Raw genomic sequence first — 13,089 nt, 5'->3', positions numbered from 1 at the left:
GGGCGTGCCCCGGCCGCGGCCTGGCCGCCGGCGGCCGGCGTTCCCGCCGCCGCGCCCGGCGTGCCCGCGCCCACCGGCGTACCGGCCGCCGGGACACCCACGACGGCCGCGGCACCCGCGCCGGCGGCGCCGGGGGCTCCCGTACCGCCGGCCGGGCCGGCCGCCGGTATGCCCTGGGCCCCGCTGTAGACCTGGCCGCCGGAGGGCGCACCGCCGCCACCCACCGGGCCGCTGCTCGGTGCGCTGCTCGGACCACTGCTGAAGGAGCCGCCACCGGCGGCCGGCGCGGAGACGCCGACGGAGTACCCGCCGCCGCCCTGAGCGCCGCCGCCCGGGGCGCGGCCGCCGTCCCCGGCCCACCCGTGGCCGCCGACGGAGGCGGCCACCTGGTCGGAGCTCACCACCGGCGGGGTGTACACCGAGTCGGTCCGCACCGAGGCGGGAGTGACCGCGCCGCGCGAGGGCGAGGCCGGGGCGGGGGCCTCGGCGGGGCCGGGCTGGTAGCCGGTGTCGACGGCGGCGTACACCGGTCCGTAGCCCCCGCTGACCCGTCCGCCGCCGCCACCTCCGCCGCCACCACTGGGCGAGGGCGTGTACGCGGCCGGGGCGGTCCGCTCGGGCCGGGCCGCAGGGGCGTCGGGGGTCCAGCCGCCGCCACCCCCGCCGCCACCTCCGCCGGACAGGCCGACGGCGACCGGCCCGGTCTGCAGCTGCACACCGGGGCCGCCCGCGGCCGCCGGGGCAGCCGGAGCACCCGGAGCACCCGGGCCGCCCGCGCCGGCGGCGGCGCCGGCCACCTTGACGTCCACGCCGAGGCCGCCGGCCGCGACGTCGACGGGCAGCCCGTCCAGCACGGTGCCGTGCGGCGGCCGGCCCTTGGCGGACCCGTCCGCCGTCGGATCGGTCGTCAGGTCGGCCTTGACCACCGGCCGGCCGTCGGCGCCGGACAGCACGCTGCGGCCGTTCTCGTCCTCCAGCGGCTTGCCGTCGCGGTCGAGGCCGACCGTCAGGCCCGCGACGCCGACGACCGGACTGCCGTTCTCGCCGGCGACCAGTTTGAGCCCGGTGGTGTCGGCGACCGCGGTGCCGTCCGCCCGCAGGATGACCGGGTTGCCCCGGCTGTCGAGGGCGGGCCTGCCGTCCTCGCCGAGCTTGACCGTCAGGCCCTCCACGCCCAGCACCGGCTTGCCGTCCTCGCCGATGACCGGGTTGCCCGCCGAGTCGACGACCAGCTTCAGTCCGGCGCCGTCCTTGCCGAGCACGCCCGGCTCGCCCAGCACGGCGGGCAGGCCCGCCGCCTTCGCGTCGAAACCCCCCTTGGCGCCCACCACCTCGGACAGCGTGCGGACGCCGGCGCCCGGGCCGGACGCGGCGGCGCTGCCCGCGCCGAGCCGCTCCAGCGCGGTCAGCGCGGGCTCGTCCAGCGTGGTCCGCATCGCGGCCTTCATCGCCCGGCCGAGTTCCGCCAGCAGCCCGGCGACCTTCAGCCGGGCCGCCTCGGTCGCGACCGTCTGCTCCGCGGCGGCGACGGTGTCCGCGGCGGCGCCCCTGACCTTGGCGGCCACCGCGCCGACCGTGTGCGCGACGGCGCCGAACACGCCCTGGGTCTGCACCGACGGCGCGGGCTCCGCGGCAGCGTCGGCGGCGGCCTTCTTGGCGGCCGCCGCCTGCGCCTGGGCCTTCTTCAGCTCCTCGGCCAGGGCGGTCAGCGCCGAGACCAGCTCCGCCTTGCAGGTGTCGGTGGCCTGCGCCGCCGTCTCGAAGGCCTTGGCGACCAGTTCGGCCGCGTGCTGCGCGTCGTCGAGATGGCCGCGGCCGCCGCCGCTGAACGTCCGCCAGTGGTCGGCGAAGGCGTCCACCGCCCGGCCGGAGTTCTCGCCCGTGACGCGGCCGGCCGAAGCCCCGCCGAGCCGGCCGAGCCGCTCCGCCTCGGAGCCGAACTCCCGCCACAGCGTGGCCGCCCGGCGCAGTGCGTCCTCATCCGCCTGCGGCCAGGCGTGGCCGGTCCGGGCCAGGACCGGGGCGAGTTCCTCGGGCAGCTTCCGGGACACGCGGTTCCCCCTTCGAGTGTGACGTCACGCCGTACGGGCCGTACGGGCGGGAACTGCGGCTCAGCGCGTGCCGCCGGCGGATGCCCCGCCGGGAGGGACGGCGCCGGGGGCCCCGGAGGTTGCGACCCGGCCGAAGTCCGCGGTGATCCCGCCGTCGGTGTCCGTCACGTGGTCAGCCATGCCGTGCAGGCCGGCGCCGATCTGCCCGAGGCGGTCGGCGATGCCGTGCAGGGCGCCGATCACCGTCTCCCGGGCCTGCTGGTACTCCGTACCGAAGCCGCTGCCCGGCTCGTCGGTGCCCCAGGGGGTGCCGAGACCGGCCAGGGACTGCTCCAGGCCGAGCGAGGCGCGGGCGAAGTCGTTCGAGATCTTCTCGAACTCCCGTCCCTCGCCGTGCATCTCCCACGGATCGACCGAGAAGTGCTCCCCCGGGCCCCCGCCGCTGCCGGCGCCACCACTCCTGCTGCTGTTGCCACTCATCCCCGTACCTCCCCGTAGCGGCACCCACCCCGCGATGCCGCCCCAGGCGCACGGCCGACGGGATGACTCCGGCGGCCGCCATCCTAGGGCGCCCGTCCGGGGCCGCCGCAGGGTGCGGGCGGCCTTTTCACCCCGCCTTCACGACCGGCAACCGTACGCGCTGGTGGATTTCCGGTGAAATCACCGCAAATGCCACAGAGGTGAGCGGATTCCCACGCCTCCGAGGCCATACCCTTGCCGGGTGGCAGCAGCAGAGACCTCCAAGACCGCCCCGCACGACTCCCCCGCCAAGCCCCGGAAGGCCAAGGCCCCGGCGGTCGACCTCGCGATGCCCGGCCTGCGTCCCGAAGTCCCGCTCGACTTCGCCCGGGCCTGGGTCGAGTTCGCCGACCCCGCCGACGAGGAGCAGGTGTTCCGCTGCGACCTCACCTGGCTGACCTCCCGGTGGAGCTGCATCTTCGGCAAGGGCTGCCACGGCATCCGCCCCGGCCGCGGCGAGTCCGACGGCTGCTGCACGCTGGGCGCGCACTACTCGGACGAGGACGACGAGAAGCGGGTGGCGGGCCACGCCGCCCGGCTCACCCCCGAGACCTGGCAGCTGTTCGACCACGGCACCGACGCCAAGGGCCGGATCAGGACCGACGGCGGCATCACCATGTTCGACGAGGACGGCGACCGCCAGACCCGCCGCGTCGACGGCGCCTGCGTCTTCCTCAACCGCCCCGGCTTCGCCGGCGGCGAGGGCTGCGCCCTGCACACCCTCGCGCTGCAGGAGGGCAAGGAGCCGCTGGAGACCAAGCCCGACGTCTGCTGGCAGCTGCCGGTGCGCCGCACCTACGACTGGATCGACCGCCCGGACGACACCCGCTACCTCCAGGTCACCATCGGCGAGTACGACCGCCGCGGCTGGGGCCCCGGGGGCCACGACCTGCACTGGTGGTGCACCGGCAGCCCGGAGGCGCACAACGGGCCCGACCCGGTGTACGTCAGCTACCGGCCCGAGCTGACCGAGCTGATGGGCGCGCAGGCCTACGCCGTCCTGGCCGGCATCTGCGAGCAGCGGATCGCCTCGAAGGACGACCGCCGGCTGGCCCCGCACCCGGCCGACCCGGCGCCCGCCAGGAAGCCGAAGGACGGGAAGAAGAAGTAGCCCGTCGGGGCCCCGCCCGCCGGGCGGGGCCCTACTTGTCGATGTCGCCGACCACGAAGAACATCGAGCCCAGGATCGCCACCATGTCCGCGACCAGCGTCCCCGGCAGCAGCTCGATCAGCGCCTGGATGTTGTTGAAGGACGCCGAGCGCAGCTTGAGGCGCCACGGCGTCTTGTCACCCCGGGAGACCAGGTAGTAGCCGTTGATCCCGAGCGGGTTCTCGGTCCAGGCGTAGGTGGTGCCCTCCGGCGCCTTCAGCACCTTCGGGAGCCGCAGGTTGACCGGCCCGGGGGCGAGCCCGGCCAGCTTGTCCAGGCAGGCGTCGGCGAGGTCCAGCGAGTTGGCGGTCTGCTCCAGCAGGCACTCGAAGCGGGCCAGGCAGTCGCCCTCCTCGCGGGTGACCACCGTCAGGACGTCGCGCAGTTCCGCCGAGCCGTACGCGAGGTAGGGCTCGTCGCGGCGCAGGTCGAGGTCGACGCCGCTGGCGCGCGCGATCGGGCCGCTGACGCCGTACGCGTGCACGTGCTCCTTGGAGAGCACGCCGACGCCGGCGGTGCGGGCCCGGAAGATCTCGTTGCCGAGCACCAGGTTCTCGAAGACCGGCAGCTGCGAGCGGACGGTCGCCACCGCCGCCCGGACCCGGCCGAGCCAGCCGGCCGGCAGGTCCTCCTTCAGGCCGCCGACCCGGTTGAACATGTAGTGCATCCGGCCGCCGGAGGCCTCCTCCAGCACGTGCTGGAGCTCCTCCCGGCCGGTGAACGCGTGGAAGATCGGGGTGATCCCGCCCAGCTCCAGCGGGTACGAGCCGAGGAACATCAGGTGGTTGAGCACCCGGTTCAGCTCGGCCAGCATGGTGCGGATCCAGACGGCCCGCTCGGGCACCTCCATGCCGAGCATCCGCTCGACCGCGAGCACCACGCCGAGCTCGTTGGCGAACGCCGACAGCCAGTCGTGGCGGTTCGCCAGCATGATGATCTGGCGGTAGTCGCGGGCCTCGAAGAGCTTCTCGGCGCCGCGGTGCATGTAGCCGATCACCGGCTCGGCGGACACGATCCGCTCGCCGTCCAGCACCAGCCGCAGGCGCAGCACGCCGTGCGTGGACGGGTGCTGCGGGCCGATGTTGAGCACCATGTCCGTGGTGCCCGGCTCGCCCGAGAAGTTTTCCGCACCCGCGCCGATGCCGACCATGGTCTCCCTCATGGCACCAGAGTCTGCCATCCCGGGAGGCCCCCCAGGCTCCCAGGTACCGGCATGCGGACGGCCTGCGCCAGCCACCCGAACCGGCCCAGCCCCGCCGGGTCGGTCAGCTCGGCCGCCTCGCCCGCTCCGGAGAGCGCCCGCAGGTACGCCGCCGGGTCGCTGGAGGCCAGCGCCAGCGGCGGCCGCCCGCCGCTCACCCCGAGGGCCCGCAGGGCCTCGCGCTGCGTCGTCCACAGGCTATGGAAACCCGGGACGGCCACCGCGTCGAGCGCCACGTGCGCGGTCACGTCGCAGGTGCCGTCCGGTACCGGGGGCACCTCCCGGCCGGCCCGGAACCCGGTCAGCGAGCCGAACAGCGGGCGGTCCGCCGCCGTGTGCGCGTAGTCCACCGCCACCGCCAGCCCGCGCTCCAGCGCCCCGACCGCCGCCGCCCAGGCCTCGTCCCGCGGCCCGCCGAGCTCGACCCGCTCCCCGGGCTCCGCCACCGGCCACCACCGCCCGGCCCACCGCGCGTCGGCGCCGCCGACCGGCTCGGCGAGCCTCTCCCGGCCGGTCGCCGGGTCGACCTCGCAGTAGCGCAGCACGCCGTCCCCGTCGGCCTCGGCGATATCCAGCGGCACGTTGTCCAGCCACTCGTTCGCGAACAGCAGGCCGCTGACCCCGGCCGGCAGCTCCGGTGTCCACTCCACCCGGGGTGCCAGGCCCGGCGGCCGGGCGGCGAGCTCGACCCCGTACGGGCGCAGCCGCCCGGCCAGCTCCGCGGGCACCGCGGCGAGCACCCCGGCCAGCAGTTCGCCCCGGCCGGCCCCGACGTCGACGAAGGCCAGCTCCGCCGGGCGTCCGAGTGCCTCGTCGACCTCCCCGAGCAGGCGGGCCACCGCACCCGCGTAGCGGGCGGAGGCGTGCACGGACGTCCTGAAGTGCCCGGCCGGGCCCTCCGGCCTGCGGTAGAAGCCGTCCGGGCCGTACAGCGCCTGTTCCGTGGCGGGCCGCCACCGCATCCAACTCATGGGGGTCGACGCTACCGGGCGGGCCCGCCCCGGCCGGGACCGTCTCCGACCTAGGGAGTAGACGGGATCGCTCTCCCGGCGGACCTGGGGGCCCGTCACGACTGCCTAGGCTTAGGACGTGCATCGACTCAACGCCTGGCTCCGCCGACACCCCATGGTGGTCGACTCCGCATGGGCGCTGCCGCTGCTGCTCGTCTCACTGGTGCCGGACAACAGCCAGGACGGGTGGCAGCTGGTCGTCCACTACGTGCTCGCGGTGGTCATCCCCGTCCTGATGGTGTTCCGGCGCCGCAAGCCGGACCTCACCGTGACGGTGGCCGGAGCCCTGGGCATCGGCCAGGTGCTGCTGAACGTCAACCCGGCGGCCTCCAGCATCGGCTACCTGGTCTTCGCGTACACCGGCGCCGCCTTCGGCTCCGCCTGGGTGTCGCGGCTGTGCCTCGCCGCCGGGCTGGCGGCCGGGCCGCTGACCATCTGGCGGTTCCCCACCGGCGGCGTGGACGAGGAGGGCAACCCGATCGGGACGGGCCCCAGCTTCCCGCAGAGCCTGCTGCTGGCCGTCCTGATGTCCACGCCGTTCGTGCTGTGCTGGGCCTGGGGGCGCCTCACCCGGGTGCGCCGGGCCTACCTGGTCGAGCTGGAGGACCGGGCCGCCCGGCTGGAGCGCGAGCGGGACGCCCAGGCGAAGGTCGCCGTCGCGGCCGAGCGGGCCCGGATCGCCCGGGAGCTGCACGACGTGGTGGCGCACAACGTGTCCGTGATGATCGTCCAGGCGGACGGCGCCGCGTACGTCCTCGACAACTCGCCGCAGCAGGCGAAGGAGGCGCTCGGCACGATCGCCTCCACCGGCCGGCAGGCGCTGGTGGAGATGCGCCGGCTGCTCGGGGTGCTGCGCACCGCCGACACCGCCGAGGAGTACGTGCCGCAGCCCGGGGTCGAGGAGCTGCCCGACCTCCTGGAGCAGGTCCGCACGGCCGGCCTGCCGGTCGAGTTCATCACCTCCGGCGAGGTCCGCGAACTGCCCCGCGGGGTGGAGCTCACGGTCTACCGGATCGTCCAGGAGGCGCTGACCAACGTCCGCAAGCACGGCGGTCCCGACGTCCGGGCCCGGGTCGCCGTCGACTTCGGGGAGCACGAACTGGCCGTCCTGATCGAGGACGACGGCCGCGGCACCACCGACGGGCAGCTCAGCACCGGTGGAACCGACGGCCTCGGCCATGGTCTGATCGGCATGCGGGAGCGGGTCGGCATGGTCAGCGGCAGTCTCGACATCGGCCCCAGGCCCGGTGGCGGCTTCCGGATCCGGGCCGTCCTGCCCCTCAAGGCAGCCAAGTAGCAAGCCCGCCCACGCAGCGACCGGCAACAGGGAGAACCATGACCATCCGCGTGATGCTCGTCGATGACCAGGAACTGCTGCGCACGGGCTTCCGGATGATCCTGCAGTCCCAGGGCGACATCGAGATCACCGCCGAGGCCGGCGACGGCGCCCAGGCCCTCGAAGTGCTGCGGCACACCGAGGTCGACGTGATCCTGATGGACGTCCGGATGCCCCGGCTCGACGGCGTCCAGGCGACCCGGCGGATCTGCCTGGCCGCGGACGGCAGCCCGCTGCCGGACGCGCCGCACGTGCTCATCCTGACCACCTTCGACCTGGACGAGTACGCGTTCGCCGCGCTCAAGGCCGGCGCCAGCGGCTTCCTGCTCAAGGACGTCCCGCCGACCGAGCTGGTCGCCGCGATCCGCTCCGTGCACGCCGGTGACGCCGTGGTCGCCCCCACCACCACCCGCCGCATGATCGACCGTTTCGCCGAGGTGCTGCCCACCCCCGGTGCCGCCCCCGGCGCCGGCACCCTGAACCCGCTGACCGACCGCGAGCGGGAGGTCTTCCTGCTCGTCGCGCAGGGCCTGTCCAACAGTGAGATCGCCGCCCGGCTGGTGCTCTCCGAGGCCACCGTGAAGACCCACGTCGGGCGCATCCTGGCCAAGCTGGGCCTGCGCGACCGCGTCCAGGCGGTGGTCCTCGCCTACGAGGCCGGCCTGGTCCGGGCCGGCGCCGCGGACTGACGGCCGGCCCCGGCCCGCGCCCGGGGCCGCCGCCCGGCCCGCCGTAGACTGGCCCGGTACGTCCGGGCCCGCCGAGGACCGGAACCGAAAGTAAGGACGAACGCCAAGCCGTGAGCACGTCCCCGCCCTTCGGCCCCGCCGACCCGTACCGCGACGCCGGCGACCCCGGCGACCGGCCCGCCCGCCTCGCCGTGGGCGTGGTCGGCACCGGCCGGGTCGGGCCCGCGCTGGGCGCCGCCCTCCAGCTGGCCGGCCACAAGGTGGTCGCCGCCTCCGGCGTCTCCACCACCTCGCGGCGCCGGGCCGAGGCCCTGCTGCCGGGTGTGCGGCTGGTCACGCCGCCGCAGGTGCTGGCCGCCGCCGACCTCGTCCTGCTGACCGTGCCCGACGACGCGCTGGCCGGCCTGGTGGCCGGTCTCGCGGCGACCGGCGCCGTCCGCCCCGGGCAGCTGCTGGTGCACACCTCCGGCGCGCACGGGGTGGCGATCCTCGAACCCGCCACCCGGGCCGGCGCCCTGCCGCTGGCCCTGCACCCGGCGATGACCTTCACCGGCACCTCCGTCGACCTGGCCCGGCTGGCCGGCTGCCCGTTCGGCGTGACGGCGCCCGAGGAGCTGCGGCCGGTGGCCGAGGCCCTGGTGGTGGAGATGGGCGGCGAGCCCGAGTGGGTGCCCGAGGACGTCCGCCCGCTCTACCACACGGCCCTCGCGCACGGCGCGAACCACCTGGTCACCCTGGTCGCGCAGGCCATGGAGCTGCTGCGCACCGCCGGGGTGGCCGAGCCCGGCCGGCTGCTCGGCCCACTGCTCGGCGCCGCCCTGGACAACAGCCTGCGGGCCGGCGACGCCGCGCTGACCGGCCCGGTCGCCCGCGGCGACGCGGGGACGGTGCGCCGCCACCTGGCACAACTCAGTACGGTGTCCCCCGACATCCCCGCGGCGTACCGGGCGATGGCCCGCGCCACCGCGCAGCGGGCGCTCCGCGGCGGAGCGCTCAAGGAAGAGTCGGCGGCGGCGCTGCTGGACGTACTCAACGAGGAGATCAACTGATGGCGGGCAAGATCCAGCGCGGCAAGCAGCCGACCAGGGACCCGAAGGTCCGCAAGGCGGTGCTCACGCACACCGTCGCCGACTTCGAGCCCGCCTTCTGGCCGGACGAGCAGCCGGTGGACAACGCGGTCGTGATGACGATGGGCGCCCTGCACGAGGGCCACGCCGCGCTGATCCGGGCCGCCCGCAAGCAGGTCGGGCAGGACGGCCGGGTCGCCGTCACCGTCTTCGTGAACCCGCTGCAGTTCGGTGCGAACGAGGACCTGGAGCGCTACCCGCGCAGCCTCGCCGCCGACCTGCGCCTCGCCGAGGAGAACGGCGCGGACGTGGTGTTCGCCCCGCTCGCGGAGGAGGTCTACCCGAACGGCGAGCCGCAGGTGCGGCTGACCGCGGGCCCGATGGGCGAGCGCTTCGAGGGGGCCACCCGTCCCGGCCACTTCGACGGCGTGCTGACGGTCGTCGCGAAGCTGCTGCACATCACCGACCCGGACTTCGCGTTCTTCGGCGAGAAGGACGCCCAGCAGCTGGCGATCGTCCAGCGGATGGTCGCCGACCTGGACTTCGACGTCGAGGTCGTCGGCGTGCCGACCGTCCGCGAGGAGGACGGCCTGGCCCGCTCCTCCCGCAACCGCTTCCTCTCCGAGGAGGAGCGCGAGCGGGCCCTCACCCTGTCCCGGGCCCTGTTCGCCGGCCGCGACGTGGCCGCGCAGGGGCCGAAGGCCGTCCGCGAGGCGGCCGGCGCCGTCCTCGACGGCGCCGAGGGTGTCACCCTTGACTACCTCGCCCTGATCGACCCCGACGACTTCACCGAAGCGGCGGACGACTTCCGGGGCGAGGCGGTGCTGGCCGTGGCCGCGAAGGTCGGGGAGACCCGCCTGATCGACAACGTCCGCATCATCGTCCGCTAGGCACAGCGCACCACCGGCACGGCAATCTCCGGCATGCACTCACAGGAGGCGTGACCCCATGCTCCGCACCATGCTCAAGTCCAAGATCCACCGCGCCACCGTCACCCAGGCCGACCTGCACTACGTCGGCTCGGTGACGGTGGACGAGGATCTCCTCGACGCCGCCGACCTGCTCCCCGGGGAGCTCGTCCACATCGTCGACATCAACAACGGCGCCCGCCTGGAGACCTACACCATCGCGGGCCCGCGCGGCTCGGGCGTCATCGGCATCAACGGCGCCGCCGCCCGCCTCGTCCACCCCGGCGACCTGGTGATCCTGATCGCCTACGGCCAGATGGACACCGCCGAGGCCAAGGGCTACCTGCCCAGCGTGGTCTTCGTCGACGCCGACAACAAGGTCACCGGCCTCGGGACGGACGCCGCCGAGGCCCCCGCGGGCAGCGGCCTGCTCCGCGGCGACCAGGCGTACGGTGGCCCGGACAACGCGGCCCCCACCGCCGCGCGCTGAAGGAGCCACTGAACGTGATGTCCCCCTCACACCGCCTGACCGCCCCGTCCCCCGGCTGGACCACCACCACCGACGTCGTCGTGGTCGGCTCCGGCGTGGCCGGCCTCACCGTCGCCCTCAACGTCCGCAAGGCCGGCCTGCGGGCCATGGTGGTCACCAAGGCGATGCTGGACGACGGCTCCACCCGCTGGGCCCAGGGCGGCATCGCCGCCGCCCTCGGCGAGGGGGACACCCCCGAGCAGCACCTCGACGACACCCTGGTCGCGGGGGCCGGCCTCTGCGACGAGGAGGCCGTCCGCACCCTGGTCACCGAGGGCCCGGAGGCGGTCCGGCACCTGATCGCCACCGGCGCGGCCTTCGACCTCGACGCCGGGGGCGAGATCCTGCTCACCCGCGAGGGCGGCCACCACCGGCGCCGGATCGCGCACGCGGGCGGCGACGCGACCGGCGCGGAGATATCGCGCGCGCTGGTCGCCGCCGTCCGCAGCGACCCCGGCCTGGAGCTGATCGAGCACGCCCTGGTGCTCGACCTGCTGACCGACGCCGACGGCCACGCGGCCGGCCTGACCCTGCACGTGATGGGCGAGGGCCAGCGCGACGGCGTCGGCGCGATCCGGGCCCGCGCCGTGGTGCTCGCCACCGGCGGCATGGGCCAGGTCTTCTCCGCCAGCACCAACCCGGCGGTCTCCACCGGCGACGGCGTCGCGCTGGCGCTGCGCGCCGGGGCCGAGGTCACCGACCTGGAGTTCGTCCAGTTCCACCCGACCGTGCTCTGGCTCGGCCCCGAGGCCGAGGGCCAGCAGCCGCTGGTCTCCGAGGCCGTCCGCGGCGAGGGCGCCTACCTGGTGGACGCCGACGGGACCCGCTTCATGGTCGGGCAGCACGAGCTGAACGAGCTCGCCCCGCGCGACATCGTCGCCAAGGCGATCACCCGGCAGATGCAGCTCAAGGGCACCGACCACATGTACCTGGACGGGCGGCACTTCGGCGCCGCCATGTGGGAGGAGCGCTTCCCGACCATCCTGGCGTCCTGCCGCTCGCACGGCATCGACCCGGTCACCGGGCTGATCCCGATCGCCCCGGCCGCGCACCACGCCTCCGGCGGCGTCCGCACCGACCTGGTCGGCCGCACCACCGTCCCCGGCCTGTACGCCTGCGGCGAGGTGGCCTGCACCGGCGTCCACGGCGCCAACCGGCTGGCCTCCAACTCGCTGCTGGAGGGCCTGGTCTTCGCGGAGCGGATCGCCGCCGACCTGACCGCCCGGCACGCCGCCGGCGAGCTGCCGGAGCGCTCCGTGGACGTCACCGCGGCCCGGGCGGCGCGCGCGGTGCCGCTGCCCGCCCCCGAGGCGCGGGCCGACATCCAGCGGCTGATGTCCAGGGGCGCGGGCGTGCTGCGCTCGGCCGCCAGCATGGCGGCCACCGCGGCCGGCCTGGCCGCGCTCGGCGAGGAGGCGTACGCCCACCTCGCCGAGGAGAAGCCGGCCGACCCCCGGGTGGAGACCTGGGAGGCCGCCAACCTGCACCTGGTCGCCACCGCCCTGGTGGCGGCGGCCGCCCAGCGCGAGGAGACCCGCGGCTGCCACTGGCGCGAGGACTTCCCCGAGCGGGACGACGCGCACTGGCAGCGCCACCTGGTCACCACCCTCGCCGCCGCCACCGGCACCCCCGTCAGCACTCCCGAGGAGCAGTAGAGCCATGTCCCACACCCACGAGGAACTCCCGCTGGCCGACCTGGGCGGCTGCGGCGACGGCTGCGCCTGCGGCGACGGCGAGGGCTACGAGACCGGCCTCGACCCGCAGCTCGCCGAGCTGCTGGAGGAGGCCGGCCTGGACCCGGTCGAGGTCGAGGACATCGCCACCCTGGCGCTGGCCGAGGACCTGGCCGGCGGCGAGGACGTCACCTCGGTCGCGACCGTGCCCGCCGACGCCGTCGCGACCGCCGACTTCACCGCCCGCGAGGCCGGCGTGGTCTCCGGCCTGCGGATCGCCGAGGCCGTCGTCTCGCTGGTCTGCGAGGAGGAGTTCGAGGTCGAGCGGCACGTCCAGGACGGCGACCGGGTCGAGGCCGGCCAGGTGCTGCTGTCCGTCCGCAGCCGCACCCGTGACCTGCTGACCGCCGAGCGCAGCGCGCTCAACCTGCTCTGCCACCTGTCCGGCATCGCCACCGCCACCCGCGCCTGGACCGACGCCCTGGAGGGCACCGGAGCCGTCGTCCGGGACACCCGCAAGACCCACCCGGGCCTGCGCGCGCTGCAGAAGTACGCGGTGCGCTGCGGCGGCGGCGCCAACCACCGGATGGCGCTGTCCGACGCCGCCCTGGTGAAGGACAACCACGTGGTGGCGGCCGGCGGCGTGGCCGAGGCGTTCCGGGCCGTCCGGGCCGCGTACCCGGAGCTGGCGGTCGAGGTCGAGGTCGACACCCTGGAGCAGATCCCGCCGGTCCTGGAGGCGGGCGCCGACCTGATCCTGCTCGACAACTTCACCGTCCCGCAGCTCAAGGAGGCCGTCGCCCTGGTGGCCGGCCGGGCCCGCCTGGAGGCTTCCGGCGGACTGACCCTGGCCACCGCGCGCGAGGTCGCCGAGACTGGTGTCGACTACCTTGCCGTGGGCGCCCTGACGCACTCCTCGCCGATCCTCGACATCGGCCTGGACCTGCGTCCGTAAG

11 protein-coding genes and 1 pseudogene are annotated in these 13,089 nt (G+C 75.3%); 8 read left to right on the top strand and 4 right to left on the bottom strand.

Going from position 1 to position 13,089, the window contains the following annotated elements:
- Positions 1-2,051 (bottom strand): annotated as a pseudogene (locus ACFUK0_RS31600) (hypothetical protein); the annotation flags it as partial.
- A gap of 60 nt (positions 2,052-2,111) precedes the next feature.
- On the bottom strand, positions 2,112-2,531 hold the full coding sequence (locus tag ACFUK0_RS31595; protein ID WP_380255910.1) for a WXG100 family type VII secretion target: 420 nt from the start codon (positions 2,529-2,531) through the stop codon (positions 2,112-2,114).
- 241 nt (positions 2,532-2,772) lie between these two features.
- Between ACFUK0_RS31595 and ACFUK0_RS31590 the strand changes: the two genes are divergently transcribed.
- Positions 2,773-3,681, top strand: coding sequence for a hypothetical protein (locus ACFUK0_RS31590; RefSeq protein WP_380255909.1), 909 nt, complete (start codon positions 2,773-2,775; stop codon positions 3,679-3,681).
- 31 nt (positions 3,682-3,712) lie between these two features.
- Here the strand turns inward: ACFUK0_RS31590 and ACFUK0_RS31585 are convergent, their stop codons facing one another.
- Together ACFUK0_RS31585 and ACFUK0_RS31580 are read right to left on the bottom strand one after the other, a co-directional pair.
- Positions 3,713-4,882, bottom strand: coding sequence for an NADH-quinone oxidoreductase subunit D (locus tag ACFUK0_RS31585; protein WP_380255908.1), 1,170 nt, complete (start codon positions 4,880-4,882; stop codon positions 3,713-3,715).
- Entirely contained in the window at positions 4,879-5,892 is a 1,014-nt protein-coding gene (locus tag ACFUK0_RS31580) for an SAM-dependent methyltransferase (RefSeq protein ID WP_380255907.1), read from the bottom strand. Before ACFUK0_RS31580 ends, ACFUK0_RS31585 begins: the two co-directional genes overlap by 4 nt.
- A 118-nt stretch (positions 5,893-6,010) precedes the next feature.
- Between ACFUK0_RS31580 and ACFUK0_RS31575 the strand changes: the two genes are divergently transcribed.
- The 7 genes from ACFUK0_RS31575 (at position 6,011) to nadC (ending at position 13,088) form a co-directional block, all read left to right on the top strand.
- Positions 6,011-7,228, top strand: coding sequence for a sensor histidine kinase (locus ACFUK0_RS31575; protein WP_380255906.1), 1,218 nt, complete (start codon positions 6,011-6,013; stop codon positions 7,226-7,228).
- Positions 7,229-7,266: 38 nt separating this feature from the next.
- Complete coding sequence (locus tag ACFUK0_RS31570; RefSeq protein ID WP_380255905.1) at positions 7,267-7,956, top strand: response regulator; 690 nt, start codon at positions 7,267-7,269, stop codon at positions 7,954-7,956.
- Positions 7,957-8,066: 110 nt separating this feature from the next.
- Positions 8,067-9,005: a Rossmann-like and DUF2520 domain-containing protein gene (locus ACFUK0_RS31565; RefSeq protein WP_380255904.1), complete on the top strand. Its 939-nt coding sequence runs from the start codon at positions 8,067-8,069 to the stop codon at positions 9,003-9,005.
- Positions 9,005-9,913, top strand: coding sequence for a pantoate--beta-alanine ligase (panC, locus tag ACFUK0_RS31560; protein ID WP_380255903.1), 909 nt, complete (start codon positions 9,005-9,007; stop codon positions 9,911-9,913). The genes ACFUK0_RS31565 and panC overlap by 1 nt, the downstream gene beginning before the upstream one ends.
- Before the next feature lie 58 nt (positions 9,914-9,971).
- The gene (gene panD / locus ACFUK0_RS31555; protein ID WP_380255902.1) at positions 9,972-10,421 is read left to right on the top strand and encodes an aspartate 1-decarboxylase; all 450 of its coding nucleotides are present in this window, start codon (positions 9,972-9,974) and stop codon (positions 10,419-10,421) included.
- Positions 10,422-10,438: 17 nt separating this feature from the next.
- Entirely contained in the window at positions 10,439-12,115 is a 1,677-nt protein-coding gene (locus ACFUK0_RS31550) for an L-aspartate oxidase (protein ID WP_380255901.1), read from the top strand.
- Between the two features lie 4 nt (positions 12,116-12,119).
- Positions 12,120-13,088, top strand: a complete 969-nt coding sequence (gene nadC, locus ACFUK0_RS31545) for a carboxylating nicotinate-nucleotide diphosphorylase (protein WP_380255900.1) — start codon at positions 12,120-12,122, stop codon at positions 13,086-13,088.
- Position 13,089: the final 1 nt, after the last annotated feature.

Source organism: Kitasatospora sp. NPDC057223 (assembly GCF_042669755.1).
Classification (GTDB): domain Bacteria; phylum Actinomycetota; class Actinomycetes; order Streptomycetales; family Streptomycetaceae; genus Kitasatospora.
This window is presented reverse-complemented; position numbering and strand designations above follow the sequence as displayed.